This is a genomic window from Paracoccus limosus (genome assembly GCF_009711185.1).
GTDB classification, from domain to species: domain Bacteria; phylum Pseudomonadota; class Alphaproteobacteria; order Rhodobacterales; family Rhodobacteraceae; genus Paracoccus; species Paracoccus limosus.
On the sequence record NZ_WMIF01000004.1, the window covers coordinates 42,089 to 57,624 of the forward strand.

Genomic DNA, 15,536 nt, shown 5'->3' on the forward strand with positions numbered 1-15,536 from the left:
TCAGCCCGCGAGGGACAGGAGCCGGTCGAGATCCAGATGCGTCTCGAGATGCGCGGCAAGGCGGTCGAGCACCTGCTCGACCTCGCCACCATAGGACAGCGCCGAGCGCGTGCCGAGTTGCGCCAGCCATGCCGCGCGGAAACGGTCGTCGGCGAACAGCCCGTGCAGATAGGTTCCCGCGATCCGGCCATCGGCGCTGATCGCGCCATCGGCATGGGGCACATGTGCAAACGGGCGGGCGCAATCGGCGCCAAGGGTCCGGCCCAGATGGATCTCATAGCCGCTGACCGGCTGGCCGAGGGCGGTGCCGCTGATCCGGGTCAGCCGCTTTTCCGACTGCATGGTGGTTTCAATCTGCAAGAGCCCCAGCCCCGGCGTGCTGCCCGGAGGGCCGTCATGGCCTTCTGGGTCGTCTACCCGCTGGCCCAGCATCTGATAGCCACCGCAGATGCCCAGGACGTGGCCGCCGCGCCGGACATGCGCGGCCAGATCGATGTCCCAGCCCTGTGCTCGCAGAAAGGCAAGGTCGCCCCGCGTCGATTTCGTGCCCGGCAGGATCACCAGATCGGCGTCGCCCGGCAGCGGACGCCCCGCCGGCACCATGGTCAGCCGCACCCGCGGCTCGGCCGCGAGCGGGTCGAGATCGTCGAAATTGGCGATCCGCGCCAGCATCGGACAGGCGATATGCAGCCCCGCCCCCCGCGACGCACCGCGCAGATCCGCCGCATCCTCGGCCGGCAGCCGGGCGGCGTCAGGAAACCATGGCACGAGGCCCAGATCTGGCCAACCGGTGCGCTGGCCGATGAAGGCGCGGCCGGCGTCGAAAAGCGCGGGATCACCGCGAAAGCGGTTGATGAGAAAGCCCCGGATCATCGCCGCATCCTCGGGGTCGAGCACGGCCTGCGTGCCGACGATCTGCGCGATCACCCCGCCCCGGTCGATGTCGCCGGCGAGCACCACGGGCACACCAGCCGCACGGGCAAAGCCCATGTTGGCGATGTCGCGCGGGCGCAGGTTGACCTCGGCGGGCGAGCCCGCCCCTTCGACCAGCACCAGATCATGCGCGGCGCGCAGGCGGGCGAAACTGTCCAGCACCGCCTGCATCAGCCCGGCCTTCAGCGCGCCGTAATCGGCGGCGGCAGCGCGGGTCACCGCACGCCCCTGCACCACCACCTGGGCGGCGCGGTCGGTCTCGGGCTTCAGCAGCACCGGGTTCATGTGGACCGAAGGCTCCAGCCCCGCTGCCAGCGCCTGCAATGCCTGTGCGCGGCCGATCTCGCCACCGTCTGCGGTCACCGCGGCATTGTTCGACATGTTCTGCGGCTTGAAGGGCGCCACGCTGATCCCGCGCCGCCGCGCGGCCCGGCACAGCCCCGCCACCAAGAGCGATTTCCCGACATTCGAGCCGGTGCCCTGGATCATCAAAGCCGGCATGGAACCTCCGCTTGCCAATCTTGCCCTTGGTGACTAGATAGGCGCGTCGCTGAAAGAAAGGCCCCGAGTTGGAAAACGTCGTCCTGACCGTGCATCTGATCCTTGCTGTCCTGCTGATCGGGGTCGTGCTGCTGCAACGGTCCGAAGGCGGCGGACTGGGCATGGGGGGCGGTGGCGGCGGTGTCATGACCGGCCGTCAGGCAGCGAACGCGCTGTCAAAGGCCACGTGGCTTCTGGCCGCAGGCTTTCTGGTCACCTCGCTGAGCCTGACCGTCATCGCAGCGCGCAACGCCTCCAGCGGCTCGATCGTCGACCAGCTGGATCTGGGTGGCAGCAATAACGAACAGCCGGCGAACCAGCTGCCGGGAATCGGCCAATACACCCCGCCGCCCTCGGCTGCGGGCCAGCCGATCCTGCCGCCGGGTGCCAGCAGCGATACCGCCCCCGCGACCGCTCCGGCCACGGCACCCGCCGAAACAGCGCCGGCCAGCACGCCAGTGACGCCGCCTGCCGCGCAAGAGGCCCCGGCTGCGGCTGAAACGCCCGCCGAGGCTCCGGCCGCCGCAGCGCCTGCGACGCCCGCTCCGGCAACGAGCAACTGACACAAATACTGGGGGCGTGCTGACGCCCCTGCTACGACACATTGCGGTCCGTTGCGGCCATGGGGTTCGTCTGCTATAGGTCGAGTCCCGTGATGCCGCTCAGATTCGGGCCGCGATTTTCTATTTGAATTCACTCACGGGGGCCTTCGGATGGCGCGCTATATCTTCATCACCGGCGGTGTGGTTTCTTCGCTTGGCAAGGGACTGGCATCGGCGGCTCTGGGGGCCCTGCTGCAGGCGCGCGGCTATACGGTGCGGCTGCGAAAGCTGGACCCCTATCTGAACGTCGATCCCGGCACGATGAGCCCGTTCGAACATGGCGAGGTTTTCGTCACCGACGACGGCGCGGAAACCGACCTGGACCTGGGCCATTACGAGCGCTTTACCGGCGTATCCGCTCGCAAGACGGATTCGGTGTCCTCGGGCCGGATCTATTCCAACGTGCTGGAGAAAGAGCGCAAGGGCGATTATCTGGGCAAGACCATTCAGGTCATCCCTCATGTCACCAATGAAATCAAGGACTTCCTTTCCGTTGGCGAGGATGAGGTCGATTTCATGCTGTGCGAGATCGGCGGCACCGTCGGCGATATCGAAGGCCTGCCGTTTTTCGAGGCGATCCGGCAATTCGCGCAGGACCGTCCGCGCGGGCGCTGCATCTTCATGCATCTGACCCTGCTGCCCTATCTGGCCGCATCGGGGGAACTCAAGACCAAGCCGACCCAGCACTCGGTCAAGGAGCTGCGCTCGATCGGCCTGCAACCCGATGTGCTGGTCTGCCGCAGCGAGCAGCCGATCCCGGAAAAGGAACGCGCCAAGATCGCGCTGTTCTGCAACGTCCGCCCCGATGCCGTGATCCCGGCCTATGACCTGAAGTCGATCTATGAGGCCCCGCTGGCCTATCACCGCGCCGGTCTGGATCAGGCGGTGCTGGACGCGTTCCAGATCAGCCCGGCCCCGCGCCCCGACATGTCGCGTTGGGAGGACGTGATGGACCGGCTGGAGAACGCCGAAGGTCAGGTCCGCGTCGCCATTGTGGGCAAATATACCCAGCTGGAAGATGCCTATAAATCCATCGCCGAGGCGCTGACCCATGGCGGCATGGCCAACCGCGTCCGCGTCAAGGCCGATTGGGTCGACAGCGAAAAGCTCGAAGGCGAAGGCGCGCATCTGCTGGATGGCTATAACGGCATCATCGTGCCCGGCGGCTTTGGCGAGCGTGGCACCGAAGGCATGGTGACCGCCGCCCGCTATGCCCGCGAAAAACAAGTGCCCTATCTGGGGATCTGTCTTGGCATGCAGATGGCGGTGATCGAGGCGGCGCGCAATCTGGCCGACATGCCCGATGCCGGTTCCGAGGAATTCGACCACGAGGCCGGCGAGACCCGATTTACCCCGGTGGTCTATCACCTCAAGGAATGGGTGCAGGGCAATTACACGGTCAGCCGCAAGCTGTCGGACGACAAGGGCGGCACCATGCGGCTGGGCGCCTATAGCGCGGTGCTGACGCCCGGCTCGAAAATTTCGGAAGCCTATGGCGGCGCCACCGAGATCGAGGACCGCCACCGCCACCGCTACGAGGTCGATGCGAAATACCGCGAGCAGCTGGAAAAGGCCGGGCTGACCTTTTCGGGCATGTCGCCGGATGGCCGTCTGCCCGAAGCGATCGAATATCGCGACCATCCGTGGTTCATCGGCGTGCAGTCGCACCCCGAGCTGAAATCGAAACCCTTCGAGCCGGCGCCGCTGTTTGCGGGCTTTGTCCATGCCGCGATGGAGAATGAGCGGCTGGTATAGGGCGCGCGCCCGGGGTGCCGGGCTTGGCTGGCGGCTAGAACGTGACCGACCAGCCGCCCGACAGGCTGGCCGAGACCGAGACTGCGGTCAGAATGTCCTTCTGCTGCTCATAGACCATCATGCTGCTGCCAGCGGGCGCCTCGGCGCGGGCATCGACCTCGCCCCAATAGGTTTCGCTGACCATCCCGATGCGCAACTCCCCGCGCTCGACCATGCCGCGGATCTCCTTGACCAGGGCGCAATGCTTGGCTTGCAGGGCCAGGGCCCGGGATTTGTCCGTGATTTCCGCCACAGACTGCGAAGGCGCATCGTCACCAGAGGCCGAGCCGCCGCCCTGCCGTTCCCGATTGGCCTTGATCAGCATCAGCGCCGTGCGTGCGCCATCGACTGAACCATCCGACGCGCCTTCTGAAACCAGCTTGGCGGTGGCCAGATCATTGATCGCCTGCTCGACCATCAGGTTGTATTCGGCCTGATTGGCCTTGGTCTCTTTTTCTTCGAAGGCCTGCTGGATCTTGAAGCCCTCGACCTCCAGCTTGAACAGCGATTTCTGCGCCTCGTCATAGCTGATGGCCATCGCCCGCAAGCCGTCGGGCAGCATGCTGTCCTGATCGGCCAGCGCCCTCATGTCCGAAAAACCGGTGTCCGGATCATAGGTGATCTCGCCGCGGTCGATCGCGCCCTCCCAGGCGCTGCGCAGGGTTTTGCCGATCTCGTTCAGGCCCGCCTTCAGCTGATCGGTGACCTTTGTCATCTGCTCGGCCAGCAAGGTCGAGGCGGATTTGACCACCGTGGCGGCCTGGTTGGTCCCCTTGCGCATTGCGTGCAGGGAATCACTTCGGAGAGGGCCACCGTTCTTGCCGGTGATCGCCATCGCCGTGACAGTGGTGACCCGACCAGCCTGCACGACCGAGGATTGCGCCGACAGGTTGAACAGGGACAGAGCAGGGGATGACAGCATGATGGGCTCCCTTCCCGTTCAGCCTAGCAACTGTCGAGATAGGGCCGAAGGGAAAAGCCCGCAGGATTTTATCGGACGGAGGCGGCTTGCCCCTGCGCCGGCCCAGGGGCAGAATTCGCGAAACGGAGCCCCGATCATGCGCCCTGCCGCCACCTGCCTGTTGCCCTGCCTGCTGGCCCTCGCCGGGCCGGCCTTGGCCGATGCGCCGCTGTTTCTGATCGAACAATCCGGCCTGCCCTTCGATCTTGGGCCCGGCGCGCCGCGCAACCAGCCCTCGCGGCAGGCCAATTCCCCCAATGCGGCACCGAATTCTCTGGCCAATCCGGCCAATTCCTCGACCGTTTATGCCAATTCGCCGCGCAACCCGGCCAATGAAAAGCGGGTGATCTTTCTGGGCGATGGCTCGGTCGTGGGCTATTATGCGCCAAGCAGCGCCGGCACGCTGAACCTGTTTGATCGCGCGGGCAAGCGCGTCGCCTATCGGCCGCGCGATTCGAAAAGCCTGTTTTCCAACGACGGCCGCTGGTGCGGCACGGTGGCGGCGGCGCAGGGCGGCGGATTCGCCTTTGGTGTGCTGCGCAGCTGCGCCACCCTGTTCTGAGGGGCGCGATACGCAACTGTCACATGGCGGCGCTAGATGGTCGCCGAGGCTTTCAGGAGACGAACATGCAAGACGGCGCCCCTCAGGACTGGCTGCGCAGCGAGCTGGACAATACGCTGGACGAAGACTTCGAGCTTGAGCTCGAAGATGCCGCCCTGTCGGAAGAGATCGCCAAGATCTACCGCGACACCCATCCCAACCAGATGCCGCGCGCCGATTATTTCCATGGCCTGCTGCGGCTGCAGTCCGAACTGATCCGGCTGCAGGACTGGGTGGCCTATCACAAGGAAAAGGTCGTCGTGATCTTCGAGGGTCGCGACAGCGCCGGCAAGGGCGGCGCGATCAAGCGCATCGCGCAGCGGCTGAACCCGCGCGTCTGCCGCACCGTCGCCCTGCCCGCGCCCTCGGACCGGGAAAAATCGCAATGGTATTTCCAGCGCTATGTGCCGCATCTGCCGGCCGGCGGTGAAATCGTGCTGTTCGACCGCAGCTGGTATAACCGCGCCGGCGTCGAGCGGGTGATGGGCTTTGCCACCGAGCCGCAGGTCGAGCAGTTCTTTCAGGATGTGCCGGAATTCGAACGGATGCTGGTCCGCTCGGGCATCCGGGTGGTGAAATACTGGTTCTCGATCACCGACGAGGAACAGCAGATGCGCTTCCTGATGCGCATCCACGACCCGCTGAAACAGTGGAAACTGTCGCCGATGGACCTGCAGTCGCGCGTCCGCTGGGAAGATTACACCAAGGCCAAGGAAGACATGTTCGAACGCACGAACATCCCCGAGGCGCCGTGGTATATCGTGCCCGGCAACGACAAGAAACGCGCCCGCCTGAACTGCATGGCGCATCTGCTGAGCCTGATCCCCTATGGCGACGTGCCCCATCACGAGGTCATCCTGCCCGACCGCGTGTTCAACCCCGATTACGAACGCGAAGTCCTGCCGCCGGAACTCTACGTGCCGCAGCTTTACTGACCGTAACGCCGCTGCCCGACCGCTTGGGCGGATCGGGCAGCGCAATCATCCCACCTTCTGTTGTCCGGCGCGATGGATTAGACTACGGGCATGTTCCGTAATCTTCTCAGTCGCCTGTTTCTTGAATCGCCCGCGCCGGACCGCCTGTCCGCGCAGGATGCCGAAATCGCCATCGCCGCGCTTCTGGTGCGTCTGGCCCGCTCGGACGAGCGCTATGCCGAGTCCGAGCGCCAGCGCATCGAAACCGTTCTGGCGCGTCGGCGCGGCCTGACCCGCAGCGAGGCTGCCGCGCGCCGCGTCGCCGCCGAGATGATCGAGGCCGAGGCCCCCGACACCGTGCGCTTTACCCGCACCGTCAAGGAACGCATCGCGCTTGATGACCGGATGGACGTCATCGCGGCGCTTTGGGAAATCGCCTATTCCGATGGCCGGCGCGGCGCAGAAGAGGAAAGCCTGGTGCGCCTGATCGCGGGTCTGCTGGGAATCACCGACCGCGATTCGGCGCTGACGCGGCAGCGCGTGCTGACCGAAATGGGGTTGCGCGACGAATAGTTCGGCACGTGGCGTCCTGTCCGTAAAGACGGGTAGGAAATCATTGCATCCGCGCAACAAATGTCGCCTCATAAGCCGCATGAACGATACGAACCCCGCCCCTGCGCCTGCCCGCCCGGACAGCTCTGTTCCGGTTATCGAGATTCGCGATCTGCACAAGGCTTATGGCCCGTTGCAGGTGATCCGCGGCGTCAGCCTTGTTGCGCCCCGCGGCCATGTCATCAGCCTGATCGGCAGCTCGGGGTCGGGGAAATCGACCCTGCTGCGCTGCTGCAACCTGCTTGAGGACAGTCAGCAGGGCGAGATCCTGTTCGAAGGCGAGGCGATCAAATGGCGCGGCACCGGCATGGCGCGGGTGCCGGCCGACCGCGCGCAGGTAACGCGGCAGCGCACCAACCTGTCGATGGTGTTCCAGCAGTTCAACCTGTGGTCCCACCTGACCATCCTGCAAAACGTCATGGAAGCGCCAGTGCATGTGCTGAAGCGCGATCCCAAGGCCGTCGAGGCCCGCGCCCGCGAGCTTCTGGCCAAGGTCGGCATCGGCGACAAGGCCGACAACTGGCCCGCGCAGCTGTCGGGCGGCCAGCAACAGCGCGCTGCCATCGCCCGCGCCCTGTGCATGGAGCCGCGCGCCCTGCTTCTGGACGAGCCGACCAGCGCGCTGGACCCCGAACTGCAACAAGAGGTGGTCAAGGTCATCAAGGATCTGGCCGCCGAGCATCGCACCATGCTGCTGGTGACGCATGACATGCGGCTGGCCGCCGATGTCAGCGACCATGTCGTGTTCCTGCATCAGGGCCGCATCGAGGAAGAAGGGCCGCCGGCCCGGCTGTTCTCGGCGCCGCGCTCGGAGCGGCTGCGCCAATTTCTCAGTGCCACAATGGCCGAATGATCCCCCAACAGGAGAAGAAAGAATGAAGAAGATCCTGCTAGCAGTCGCGGCACTTGCGCTGACGGCCGGTATGGGCATGGCCGAAACCGTGCGGATCGGCACCGAGGGCGCCTATCCTCCCTACAACTTCGTCAACGACAAAGGGCAGCTCGACGGGTTCGAGATCGAGCTGGGCAATGAGCTGTGCAAGCGCGCCGCGCTGGAGTGCACATGGGTCAAGAACGACTGGGATTCGATCATTCCGAACCTCGTCAGCTCGAACTATGACGCGATCATGGCCGGCATGAACATCTCGGACGAGCGCAAGAAGGCCATCGCCTTCTCCGAGGAATACACGCCGCCGCCGCTTTCGGCCTATGCCGCGCTGACGCCGGATGCCGACATCAAGGGCGCGGTCGCCGCCCAGACCAGCACCATTCAGGCCGGCTATGTCGCCGAAACCGGCGCCAGCCTCGTCGAATTCCCCACCGGCGAGGAAACCATCGCCGCCGTGCGCAATGGCGAGGCCGAGGCCGTATTCGCCGACCGTGACTTCCTTGCGCCCTATGTGCAGGAATCGAACGGCCAGCTGGTGTGGGTCAAGGGTCAGGAAAAGGTCGTCGTCGGTGAGGGCATCGCCATCGGCCTGCGCAAAAGCGACACCGAGCTGAAGGCCAAGTTCGACAAGGCCATCGAATCGATGAAGGCCGACGGCAGCCTGAACAAGCTGATCACGAAATGGTACGGCCCCGAGGCTCTGGTCTTCTGATCGGGCACATCAAGGCAAAACCGCCGCCCGGAGGCTCCGGGCGGCCATTTGGGGTAATCGATGTTCGCGTCCTGCGCCGATCCAAAGACGCTTGAGGGGCTGGCCTGGCTGCTGTGCTATCTCAGCTCGGGCAAGCATCTGCTGTTCTATCTGTCCTTTGGCACGGTGATCCTGCTCTTGCTGATCACGGCGCCCATCGCGCTGCTCTTCGGCTTTGGCGGTGCGCTGGCGGTGCGCTCGCGCATCACGCCGCTGCGCTGGTTCGGCAAGATCTATACCTCGATGGTGCGGGGCATTCCCGACATCATCTTCTTTCTGTTCGTGCCGATCGCGCTGGATCAGGGTTTCGAATGGCTGCGCGCCAAGGTTTACTGCGATCCTTCGGTGCCGATCCGGCAGGGCAATGAATTCGTGGTCTGCCCGGCGGCCAAGCTGCCGCTGTCGACCGCGCCGGAATGGGTGCATCAGGGCTATGGCATCTTTCTGGCGGTGGTGGCCTTTGCCATCGTCTTTGGCGCCTTCGCGGCCAATGTGCTGAATGGCGCGATGAATGCCGTGCCGCGCGCCCAGCTTGAAACCGCCGAAGCCTATGGCATGAGCCCGCGTCAGGTGAACCGGCGCATTCTGATCCCGCAGATGTGGACCTATGCCCTGCCCGGCCTCACCAACCTGTGGATGATTCTGGTCAAGGCCACACCGCTGCTGTTCATCCTGGGGGTCGAGGACATCGTCTATTGGGCGCGCGAACTGGGCGGCTCCAAGACCAATGCCTATGCCTATCCGCACCCCGACTGGCGGCTTTATTATTTCCTTGCGATTCTGGTATTTTACCTGCTGATGACCTGGGGATCGGAACGGATCTTCGACCGCATCCGCGCCCGGCTGTCGCATGGGCAGGCCACCGCCGCCGGTGAGGCGATGCGAAAGGCCGCGACATGAACGAATGCCTCGTCACCATTCAGGAATATGCACTGCGTTCGCTGGGCATCGGCGAGCGGATGCTGCCGCGCGGCGACTTCACCCTGTGCCAGCAGATCACGCTGATCGGCTCGGGTCTGCTGTGGAACCTGTATTTTGCCGCCTTCGCGCTGCTCATCGGCTTTTTTCTGGCCAATGCGCTGGCTTTGGCCAAGACCAGCCGCAACCCCTGGCTGCGCAAGCCGGCGGAATGGTTCATCTTCGTGTTCCGCGGCAGCCCGCTGTTCATCCAGTTTTTCATCGCCTATGAGGCGCTGGTGCAATTGCCGCGCACCGGCATCCCGCTGTTGGGCCTGACCTTGCCGACCGACTGGATGACCAAGGCCTGGGCCGGCGCGCTGCTGGTACTGGTGCTCAACACCGCCGCCTATTCGGCCGAGATCTTTTACGGCGCGCTGCGCAACCTGCCCAAGGGCGAACTTGAGGCTGCTGATGCCTATGGCCTGTCGGGCTGGACGCGCTATCGCCGCATCATGTGGCCGACGGCGATGCGGCTGGCCTGGCCCGCCTATACCAACGAGGCGATCTTTCTGTTCCATGCCACGACGCTGGTGTTCTTTTCCGGCTTTCCGGCGCTGCGCCAACAGGGCGATGCGCTGTATTACGCCAGCTATTTCGCTGACAAGACCTTCAACCCCTTCGTCGCCTATCCGATCGTCGCGGGGTTTTTCATCCTTCTGACCCTGCTGCTGATCACGCTGTTCGGGGTCGTCAATCGGCGGCTGAACCGCCATTTGCCGGGGGCGACCAGCAAGGTCCGCTACCGGCCCAATCTTCTCAGGTGACATATGGACTGGTTGCGCGAACATCCCGAAGTCAAGACCATCCGCGTGGCGGCCGCCGATCTGAACGGCCAGCCGCGCGGCAAACGCGTTCCGGCCCGTTTCGCCGACAAGATCCTGACCGAGGGGACGAAGTTCCCCTATTCGGTCCTGAACATGGACATCTGGGGCGAGGATGTGGAAAACAGCCCGCTGGTGTTTCAGTCGGGCGATCCGGACGGGCTGCTTTTGCCGACCGAGCGCGGCTTCATGCCGATGCCGTGGCTGGAGGCGCCGACCGGGCTGCTGCCGCTGTGGATGTTCCATGCCGACGGCACGCCCTATGACGGCGATCCGCGGCAGGCGCTGGCCCGCGTCGTCGACCGCTACAAGGCCGCCGGCCTGACGCCGGTGGTCGCGACCGAGCTCGAGTTCTTTCTGATCGACGATTCCGGCGGGCAATTGCGCGTGCCGCCCAGCCCGCGTTCGGGCAAGCGCCGCACCGGGGCCGAAACGCTGTCGCTGCGGGCGCTGGATGCCTTCGACCGCTTCTTTACCGCGCTTTACGAGGCAAGCGAGGCGATGGACATCCCGGCCGATACCGCGATCTCCGAAGCGGCGCCGGGCCAGTTCGAGATCAACCTGATGCATCAGGCCGATCCCCTGAAGGCCGCCGATGACAGCTGGCTTTTCAAGCTGCTGGTCAAGGGGCTGGCGCGGCAATACGGCTTTGCCGGTTCGTTCATGGCCAAGCCCTATGAGGAATGGAACGGCTCGGGGATGCACATGCATTTCTCGATTCTGGACGCCAAGGGCAACAACATCTTCGACAATGGCACCGAGATGGGATCGGACCGGCTGCGCCATGCCGTGGCCGGCTGTCTGGCCGCCATGCCCGGCTCGACCCTGCTGTTTGCGCCGCATGAGAACAGCTATGACCGGCTGGTGCCGAACGCCCATGCGCCGACCGGCATCGGCTGGGCCTATGAAAACCGCACCTCGGCCATCCGCATCCCCTCATCCGGCCCCAAGGCGCGCCGCATCGAACATCGCGTGGCCGGCGGCGACGTGAACCCCTACCTGACCGTGGCCGCCGTGCTGGGCGCAGCGCTGAACGGGCTGGAGGACCGCGCCGAGGCGCCGCCGCCGATTCAGGGCAATGCCTATGAGCAGGGTCTGGCGCAACTGCCCGCGACCTGGGGCGAAGCCATCGACGCCTTTGCCAGCAGTCCCGAGATCAAGCGCATCTTCCCGGCGCATCTGATCGAGAACTTTGTCATGACCAAGCGGCAAGAGCTGCATTACATGGCCGAACTGTCGGATGATGAAACCGTCGAGCTTTATCTGGATACCGTCTGACGCCAGGTGAATTTGCAATTTTTCTATTTGCAGTCGAAGATCATTGCATAATTTGCAAATTTTCGGCTTTTCGCTTTCGGTGAACGGACAAAGCCTCTAGTTTGCGGGAAACCCCATGGAGGCGCAGATGAAGGACATCCTGAACGAGTTGGAATCCCGGCGCCGCGATGCCCGGTTGGGCGGTGGCCAGCGCCGGATCGACGCCCAGCACGCCCGCGGCAAGCTGACGGCACGCGAGCGGCTGGAACTGCTGCTGGACGAAGGCTCCTTCGAAGAGTTCGACATGTTCGTGCGCCACCGCTCGACCGATTTCGGCATGGAGAACGACCGCCCCTATGGCGATGGCGTCGTCACCGGCTGGGGCACGATCAACGGCCGTATGGTCTATGTCTTTTCGCAGGATTTCACCGTCTTTGGCGGCTCGCTGTCGGAAACCCATGCGCAAAAGATCTGCAAGATCATGGACATGGCGGTGCAGAACGGCGCGCCGGTCATCGGGTTGAACGATTCGGGCGGCGCCCGCATTCAGGAAGGCGTCGCCAGCCTTGCCGGCTATGCCGACGTGTTCCAGCGCAATATCATGGCCTCGGGCGTGGTGCCGCAGATCAGCGTCATCATGGGCCCCTGTGCCGGCGGCGCGGTCTATAGCCCGGCGATGACCGACTTCATCTTCATGGTCAAGGACACGTCCTATATGTTCGTAACCGGCCCCGATGTGGTCAAGACGGTGACGAATGAGGTGGTGACGGCTGAACAGCTGGGCGGCGCCTCGACCCATACCAAGAAATCCTCGGTCGCGGATGGCGCGTTTGAAAACGACGTCGAGGCGATGACCGAAATCCGGCGGCTGGTGGACTTGCTGCCGCTCAACAACCGCGAAAAGGCGCCGACGCGGCCCTTCTTTGACGATCCGAACCGCATCGAGCCCAGCCTTGATACGCTGATCCCCGACAACCCGAACCAGCCCTATGACATGAAGGAACTGATCCTGAAGGTCGCGGATGAGGGCGATTTCTACGAGATCCAAAAGGATTACGCCGCCAATATCATCACCGGCTTTATCCGCGTCGAGGGTCAGACCGTGGGCGTCGTCGCCAACCAGCCGATGGTGCTGGCCGGCTGTCTGGACATCGATTCCAGCCGCAAAGCCGCGCGCTTCGTGCGCTTCTGCGATGCCTTTGAAATTCCGATCCTGACCTTTGTCGATGTGCCCGGCTTCCTGCCCGGCACGGCGCAGGAATATGGCGGCGTCATCAAACATGGCGCGAAACTGCTGTTTGCCTATGGCGAGGCCACGGTGCCGAAAGTCACCGTCATCACCCGCAAGGCCTATGGCGGCGCCTATGACGTGATGGCCTCGAAACATCTGCGCGGCGATTTCAACTATGCCTGGCCCACGGCGGAAATCGCGGTGATGGGTGCCAAGGGCGCCGTCGAGATCCTGTATCGCAGCGAGCTGGGCGAGCCCGACAAGATCGCCGCGCGGACCCAGGATTATGAGGATCGCTTTGCCAACCCCTTCGTGGCCGCTGAAAAGGGCTTTATCGACGAGGTGATCCAGCCGCGCTCGACCCGGCGCCGCGTCGCCCGCGCCTTTGCCAGCCTGCGCGGAAAAAAGCTTTCCAACCCATGGAAGAAGCACGACAATATCCCGCTCTGATCCGCAATCACGGGAGGTTGGAATGACACGCATCATGGCGTTGGCCCTGGTCATGACGGGGCTGGCTGTGCCGTCCCTGGCCGAGGTCAAGGACGCCAAGGGCCTGACCGTCAAGCTGCCGTCGGGGGCCGAGGCGCGCTGGATCGAGACGCGCCACGACAGCGCCGGCAGCGGCGGGCTGACCTATCGGTTCCGCTTTGTCATGCCCGACCTGGCCCGCCGCCTGCCCGCCGGTGACGCGGCCAGCGCGGCCGGCGCCCTGCTCGAAACCGAACGTGGGCCGATCGACATCGACACCGAAAGCGAGGAGATCACCGGCGATACCGGGGCTGAGCCCGCAGGGGACATGCCCGCCGCAGCTGCGGCCGATGTCAGCTCGACCGAGGCTGCCGAAGAGGCCGCCGACGCCATGGTTGATGCCGCCCCCAGCGCCGATCCGGCGCCCGATCAGGGCCGCGATCCGCTGCATGACGATGTGGTGTGGCTGTGCCAGAACTGGGCCCTGCCCCGTGTCGCGGCCCCCGCGCCCATGCCCAGCCAGATCATCATCAGCCTGTCGGACAAGGAGGTGCCCTTTGGCGCCTATGATCCGCATGCGCTGCAGATTTTCGAGGCTTTCGGCCTGTCTGCGGATCGCAGCAAATGTGAATGGGAACCGTGGTGATGGCGGCTTTGCGCGCTGATGCAAGCCTGCCACAGGCGGGGCTGGGGCGGCTCTGGCGGGACCGGGTGTCCTGTGCCGCCTGTCCCCGGCTGGCTATGGTAACCGCGCGGCCGCATGAGGCGGCCGACTCGCAAATGAGCAGCTGGGGCCATAAGACCCCAACCTACAGGAGCACGACTCAATGTCGAAAAAGCTTGCCCTCGCCCTCGTCCTCGCCAGCATTTCCGTGGCCGCCTGCGCCAAGAAAGAACCCGAAGTCGCCCCCGTCACCACCGTCACCCCCGAGCCGGTGTTCCAAGGCAAATACGGCGCCAAGTAAGCCCATGGCCATGCGCGGGCTGCCCGGCGGCCCGCGCAAATCGCGACCGCCCCGCCGCCTGCCCGTTCCCGTGCAGCAACAAAGGGGCACATCATGCTGAAGCATCGCGGCTTTCCCGGCCGTCTTTCCGGCACCGATCATCAATTCGTCATCCGCCGCGCCAACAAGAAGGGCGCGACGCCGCTGATCCGGCGCGAGCGCTTTCGCGACCGCAAGCCCGTTGACCGCCGCGCCGACGAGGCCTTTCTGGCCGCGCTGATCGCACATTTCGCCGAGGAACCGTTCGAGCGCGGCAATCTGGATGCCGGCCGCCTGTCCTGGTTTCTGGGCCGCGAGGTGGTGCCGGTCGGCAAGCTTGATCCCACCGATTACGGCCAGCTTTTGCGCCTCGACATGAAAAAGGCCGAGGCCGCATTCCCGCAGCTTTTCGCCAGCGAACCGCCGCAATTCGACTGGGACGATGACGGGCAATGGGATGACGACGACGATTGGGACGAGGACGAATAGCCATGCGCGGATTTGTGCGTAGCCTCGTTTTTTCACATGCTTGTCAGTTTCTTCTGACAAACTTGCATGTCATATTGCCTGGGTCGCTATCACACCCGGCCCGCAAAGGGGCCCATCATACAGGCAAATCGCTATGCATAAATCCGTCATTCTTCGTCTTTCGGTTGCGGCCCTGGTGCTCGGCGGCCTCGCCGCTTGCGATCAGGGCGGCTACGGCGGCGGCATGGGCAGCATCCCGCCTGACGTTCAGCGCGCCGCTGGTGGCGCCATCGCCGGTGCGGCCGTCGCGAAAATCGTCGACGGCGATGTCGGCACCGGCGCGCTCATCGGCGCGGCTGGTGGCGCGCTCTGCGGCCCGGTCGGCGTCTGCCAGTCGCGCGGCTACTGATCCCAATTCCGACGGATGCGGGCGCGATGACCGCGCGCGCACCCGTCTTATTCCGGAGCTTTCGACATGTCGAAGAAACTCGTCCTTGCGCTTGGCCTTGGCCTTCTCGGCCTTGCCGGTTGCACCCAGAACATCCAGCCGACCGATCTTGACCGCGGCCTCATCGGTGCCGGCGTCGGCGCGACCATCGCCTCGGTCGGCGGCCACAATGTCGCGCGTGGCGCGGCCATCGGCGCTGTCGCCGGTGCGCTTTGCGATGACGTGCGCCTGTGCGAACCGAACCGTCAGCAGCAATACCAGCAGTATCGCCGCTACTGATCCGCAGCAGATCCGTCTGTTCCA

The 15,536-nt window shown here is 64.6% G+C and carries 18 protein-coding genes; 16 read left to right on the forward strand and 2 right to left on the reverse strand.

All coding sequences use genetic code 11. The features are described from left to right. Entirely contained in the window at nucleotides 1–1,434 is a 1,434-nt protein-coding gene (locus GL279_RS04195) for a cobyric acid synthase (RefSeq protein WP_155063352.1), read from the reverse strand. 68 nt (nucleotides 1,435–1,502) lie between these two features. Between GL279_RS04195 and secG the strand changes: the two genes are divergently transcribed. Both secG and pyrG read left to right on the forward strand, forming a co-directional pair. Next, nucleotides 1,503–2,036 carry a preprotein translocase subunit SecG gene (secG, locus tag GL279_RS04200; RefSeq protein ID WP_155063353.1) on the forward strand — a complete coding sequence of 178 codons (534 nt, stop codon included), beginning with the start codon at nucleotides 1,503–1,505 and terminating at the stop codon, nucleotides 2,034–2,036. 150 nt (nucleotides 2,037–2,186) lie between these two features. Then, complete coding sequence (pyrG, locus tag GL279_RS04205; protein WP_155063354.1) at nucleotides 2,187–3,830, forward strand: CTP synthase; 1,644 nt, start codon at nucleotides 2,187–2,189, stop codon at nucleotides 3,828–3,830. A 34-nt stretch (nucleotides 3,831–3,864) separates the two neighbouring features. Here the strand turns inward: pyrG and GL279_RS04210 are convergent, their stop codons facing one another. Next, entirely contained in the window at nucleotides 3,865–4,791 is a 927-nt protein-coding gene (locus tag GL279_RS04210) for a hypothetical protein (RefSeq protein ID WP_155063355.1), read from the reverse strand. Nucleotides 4,792–4,927: 136 nt separating this feature from the next. Here GL279_RS04210 and GL279_RS04215 point away from each other — a divergent pair, with 136 nt between their 5' ends. The 14 genes from GL279_RS04215 (at nucleotide 4,928) to GL279_RS04275 (ending at nucleotide 15,512) form a co-directional block, all read left to right on the forward strand. Then, on the forward strand, nucleotides 4,928–5,392 hold the full coding sequence (locus tag GL279_RS04215) for a hypothetical protein (RefSeq protein ID WP_155063356.1): 465 nt from the start codon (nucleotides 4,928–4,930) through the stop codon (nucleotides 5,390–5,392). 65 nt (nucleotides 5,393–5,457) lie between these two features. Then, nucleotides 5,458–6,366, forward strand: coding sequence for a polyphosphate kinase 2 (gene ppk2, locus GL279_RS04220; protein ID WP_155063357.1), 909 nt, complete (start codon nucleotides 5,458–5,460; stop codon nucleotides 6,364–6,366). Nucleotides 6,367–6,456: 90 nt separating this feature from the next. Continuing rightward, nucleotides 6,457–6,918 (forward strand): tellurite resistance TerB family protein, encoded by a 462-nt coding sequence (locus GL279_RS04225; protein ID WP_155063358.1) that lies wholly within the window; start codon nucleotides 6,457–6,459, stop codon nucleotides 6,916–6,918. A 79-nt stretch (nucleotides 6,919–6,997) separates the two neighbouring features. Further along, on the forward strand, nucleotides 6,998–7,810 hold the full coding sequence (locus GL279_RS04230) for an ABC transporter ATP-binding protein (protein WP_155063359.1): 813 nt from the start codon (nucleotides 6,998–7,000) through the stop codon (nucleotides 7,808–7,810). 22 nt (nucleotides 7,811–7,832) lie between these two features. Then, nucleotides 7,833–8,558 (forward strand): transporter substrate-binding domain-containing protein, encoded by a 726-nt coding sequence (locus GL279_RS04235; RefSeq protein WP_155063360.1) that lies wholly within the window; start codon nucleotides 7,833–7,835, stop codon nucleotides 8,556–8,558. A gap of 60 nt (nucleotides 8,559–8,618) precedes the next feature. Continuing rightward, on the forward strand, nucleotides 8,619–9,497 hold the full coding sequence (locus GL279_RS04240; protein ID WP_155063361.1) for an ABC transporter permease: 879 nt from the start codon (nucleotides 8,619–8,621) through the stop codon (nucleotides 9,495–9,497). Beyond that, nucleotides 9,494–10,321, forward strand: a complete 828-nt coding sequence (locus tag GL279_RS04245; protein WP_155063362.1) for an ABC transporter permease — start codon at nucleotides 9,494–9,496, stop codon at nucleotides 10,319–10,321. Before GL279_RS04240 ends, GL279_RS04245 begins: the two co-directional genes overlap by 4 nt. Nucleotides 10,322–10,324: 3 nt before the next feature. After that, nucleotides 10,325–11,656, forward strand: a complete 1,332-nt coding sequence (locus GL279_RS04250) for a glutamine synthetase family protein (protein ID WP_155063363.1) — start codon at nucleotides 10,325–10,327, stop codon at nucleotides 11,654–11,656. A 127-nt stretch (nucleotides 11,657–11,783) separates the two neighbouring features. Next, nucleotides 11,784–13,316, forward strand: coding sequence for an acyl-CoA carboxylase subunit beta (locus tag GL279_RS04255; RefSeq protein WP_155063364.1), 1,533 nt, complete (start codon nucleotides 11,784–11,786; stop codon nucleotides 13,314–13,316). Between the two features lie 22 nt (nucleotides 13,317–13,338). Then, nucleotides 13,339–13,980 carry a DUF6497 family protein gene (locus GL279_RS04260; RefSeq protein ID WP_155063365.1) on the forward strand — a complete coding sequence of 214 codons (642 nt, stop codon included), beginning with the start codon at nucleotides 13,339–13,341 and terminating at the stop codon, nucleotides 13,978–13,980. Between the two features lie 181 nt (nucleotides 13,981–14,161). Then, the gene (locus tag GL279_RS19125; protein ID WP_170293919.1) at nucleotides 14,162–14,299 is read left to right on the forward strand and encodes a hypothetical protein; all 138 of its coding nucleotides are present in this window, start codon (nucleotides 14,162–14,164) and stop codon (nucleotides 14,297–14,299) included. A gap of 93 nt (nucleotides 14,300–14,392) precedes the next feature. Continuing rightward, nucleotides 14,393–14,806, forward strand: a complete 414-nt coding sequence (locus GL279_RS04265; protein WP_155063366.1) for a hypothetical protein — start codon at nucleotides 14,393–14,395, stop codon at nucleotides 14,804–14,806. Between the two features lie 133 nt (nucleotides 14,807–14,939). Then, nucleotides 14,940–15,194, forward strand: coding sequence for a hypothetical protein (locus GL279_RS04270; protein ID WP_155063367.1), 255 nt, complete (start codon nucleotides 14,940–14,942; stop codon nucleotides 15,192–15,194). 66 nt (nucleotides 15,195–15,260) lie between these two features. Continuing rightward, nucleotides 15,261–15,512: a hypothetical protein gene (locus GL279_RS04275; protein ID WP_155063368.1), complete on the forward strand. Its 252-nt coding sequence runs from the start codon at nucleotides 15,261–15,263 to the stop codon at nucleotides 15,510–15,512. The last annotated feature ends 24 nt before the right edge of the window (nucleotides 15,513–15,536 follow it).

Excerpts from the sequence above, each read along its gene's own strand:
- GL279_RS04195 (WP_155063352.1), bottom strand. The coding sequence starts at position 1,434 with ATGCCGGCTTTGATGATCCAGGGCACCGGCTCGAATGTCGGGAAATCG.
- pyrG (WP_155063354.1), top strand. The coding sequence starts at position 2,187 with ATGGCGCGCTATATCTTCATCACCGGCGGTGTGGTTTCTTCGCTTGGC.
- GL279_RS04210 (WP_155063355.1), bottom strand. The coding sequence starts at position 4,791 with ATGCTGTCATCCCCTGCTCTGTCCCTGTTCAACCTGTCGGCGCAATCC.
- GL279_RS04215 (WP_155063356.1), top strand. The coding sequence starts at position 4,928 with ATGCGCCCTGCCGCCACCTGCCTGTTGCCCTGCCTGCTGGCCCTCGCC.
- ppk2 (WP_155063357.1), top strand. The coding sequence starts at position 5,458 with ATGCAAGACGGCGCCCCTCAGGACTGGCTGCGCAGCGAGCTGGACAAT.
- GL279_RS04225 (WP_155063358.1), top strand. The coding sequence starts at position 6,457 with ATGTTCCGTAATCTTCTCAGTCGCCTGTTTCTTGAATCGCCCGCGCCG.
- GL279_RS04230 (WP_155063359.1), top strand. The coding sequence starts at position 6,998 with ATGAACGATACGAACCCCGCCCCTGCGCCTGCCCGCCCGGACAGCTCT.
- GL279_RS04235 (WP_155063360.1), top strand. The coding sequence starts at position 7,833 with ATGAAGAAGATCCTGCTAGCAGTCGCGGCACTTGCGCTGACGGCCGGT.
- GL279_RS04240 (WP_155063361.1), top strand. The coding sequence starts at position 8,619 with ATGTTCGCGTCCTGCGCCGATCCAAAGACGCTTGAGGGGCTGGCCTGG.
- GL279_RS04245 (WP_155063362.1), top strand. The coding sequence starts at position 9,494 with ATGAACGAATGCCTCGTCACCATTCAGGAATATGCACTGCGTTCGCTG.
- GL279_RS04250 (WP_155063363.1), top strand. The coding sequence starts at position 10,325 with ATGGACTGGTTGCGCGAACATCCCGAAGTCAAGACCATCCGCGTGGCG.
- GL279_RS04255 (WP_155063364.1), top strand. The coding sequence starts at position 11,784 with ATGAAGGACATCCTGAACGAGTTGGAATCCCGGCGCCGCGATGCCCGG.
- GL279_RS04260 (WP_155063365.1), top strand. The coding sequence starts at position 13,339 with ATGACACGCATCATGGCGTTGGCCCTGGTCATGACGGGGCTGGCTGTG.
- GL279_RS19125 (WP_170293919.1), top strand. The coding sequence starts at position 14,162 with ATGTCGAAAAAGCTTGCCCTCGCCCTCGTCCTCGCCAGCATTTCCGTG.
- GL279_RS04265 (WP_155063366.1), top strand. The coding sequence starts at position 14,393 with ATGCTGAAGCATCGCGGCTTTCCCGGCCGTCTTTCCGGCACCGATCAT.
- GL279_RS04270 (WP_155063367.1), top strand. The coding sequence starts at position 14,940 with ATGCATAAATCCGTCATTCTTCGTCTTTCGGTTGCGGCCCTGGTGCTC.
- GL279_RS04275 (WP_155063368.1), top strand. The coding sequence starts at position 15,261 with ATGTCGAAGAAACTCGTCCTTGCGCTTGGCCTTGGCCTTCTCGGCCTT.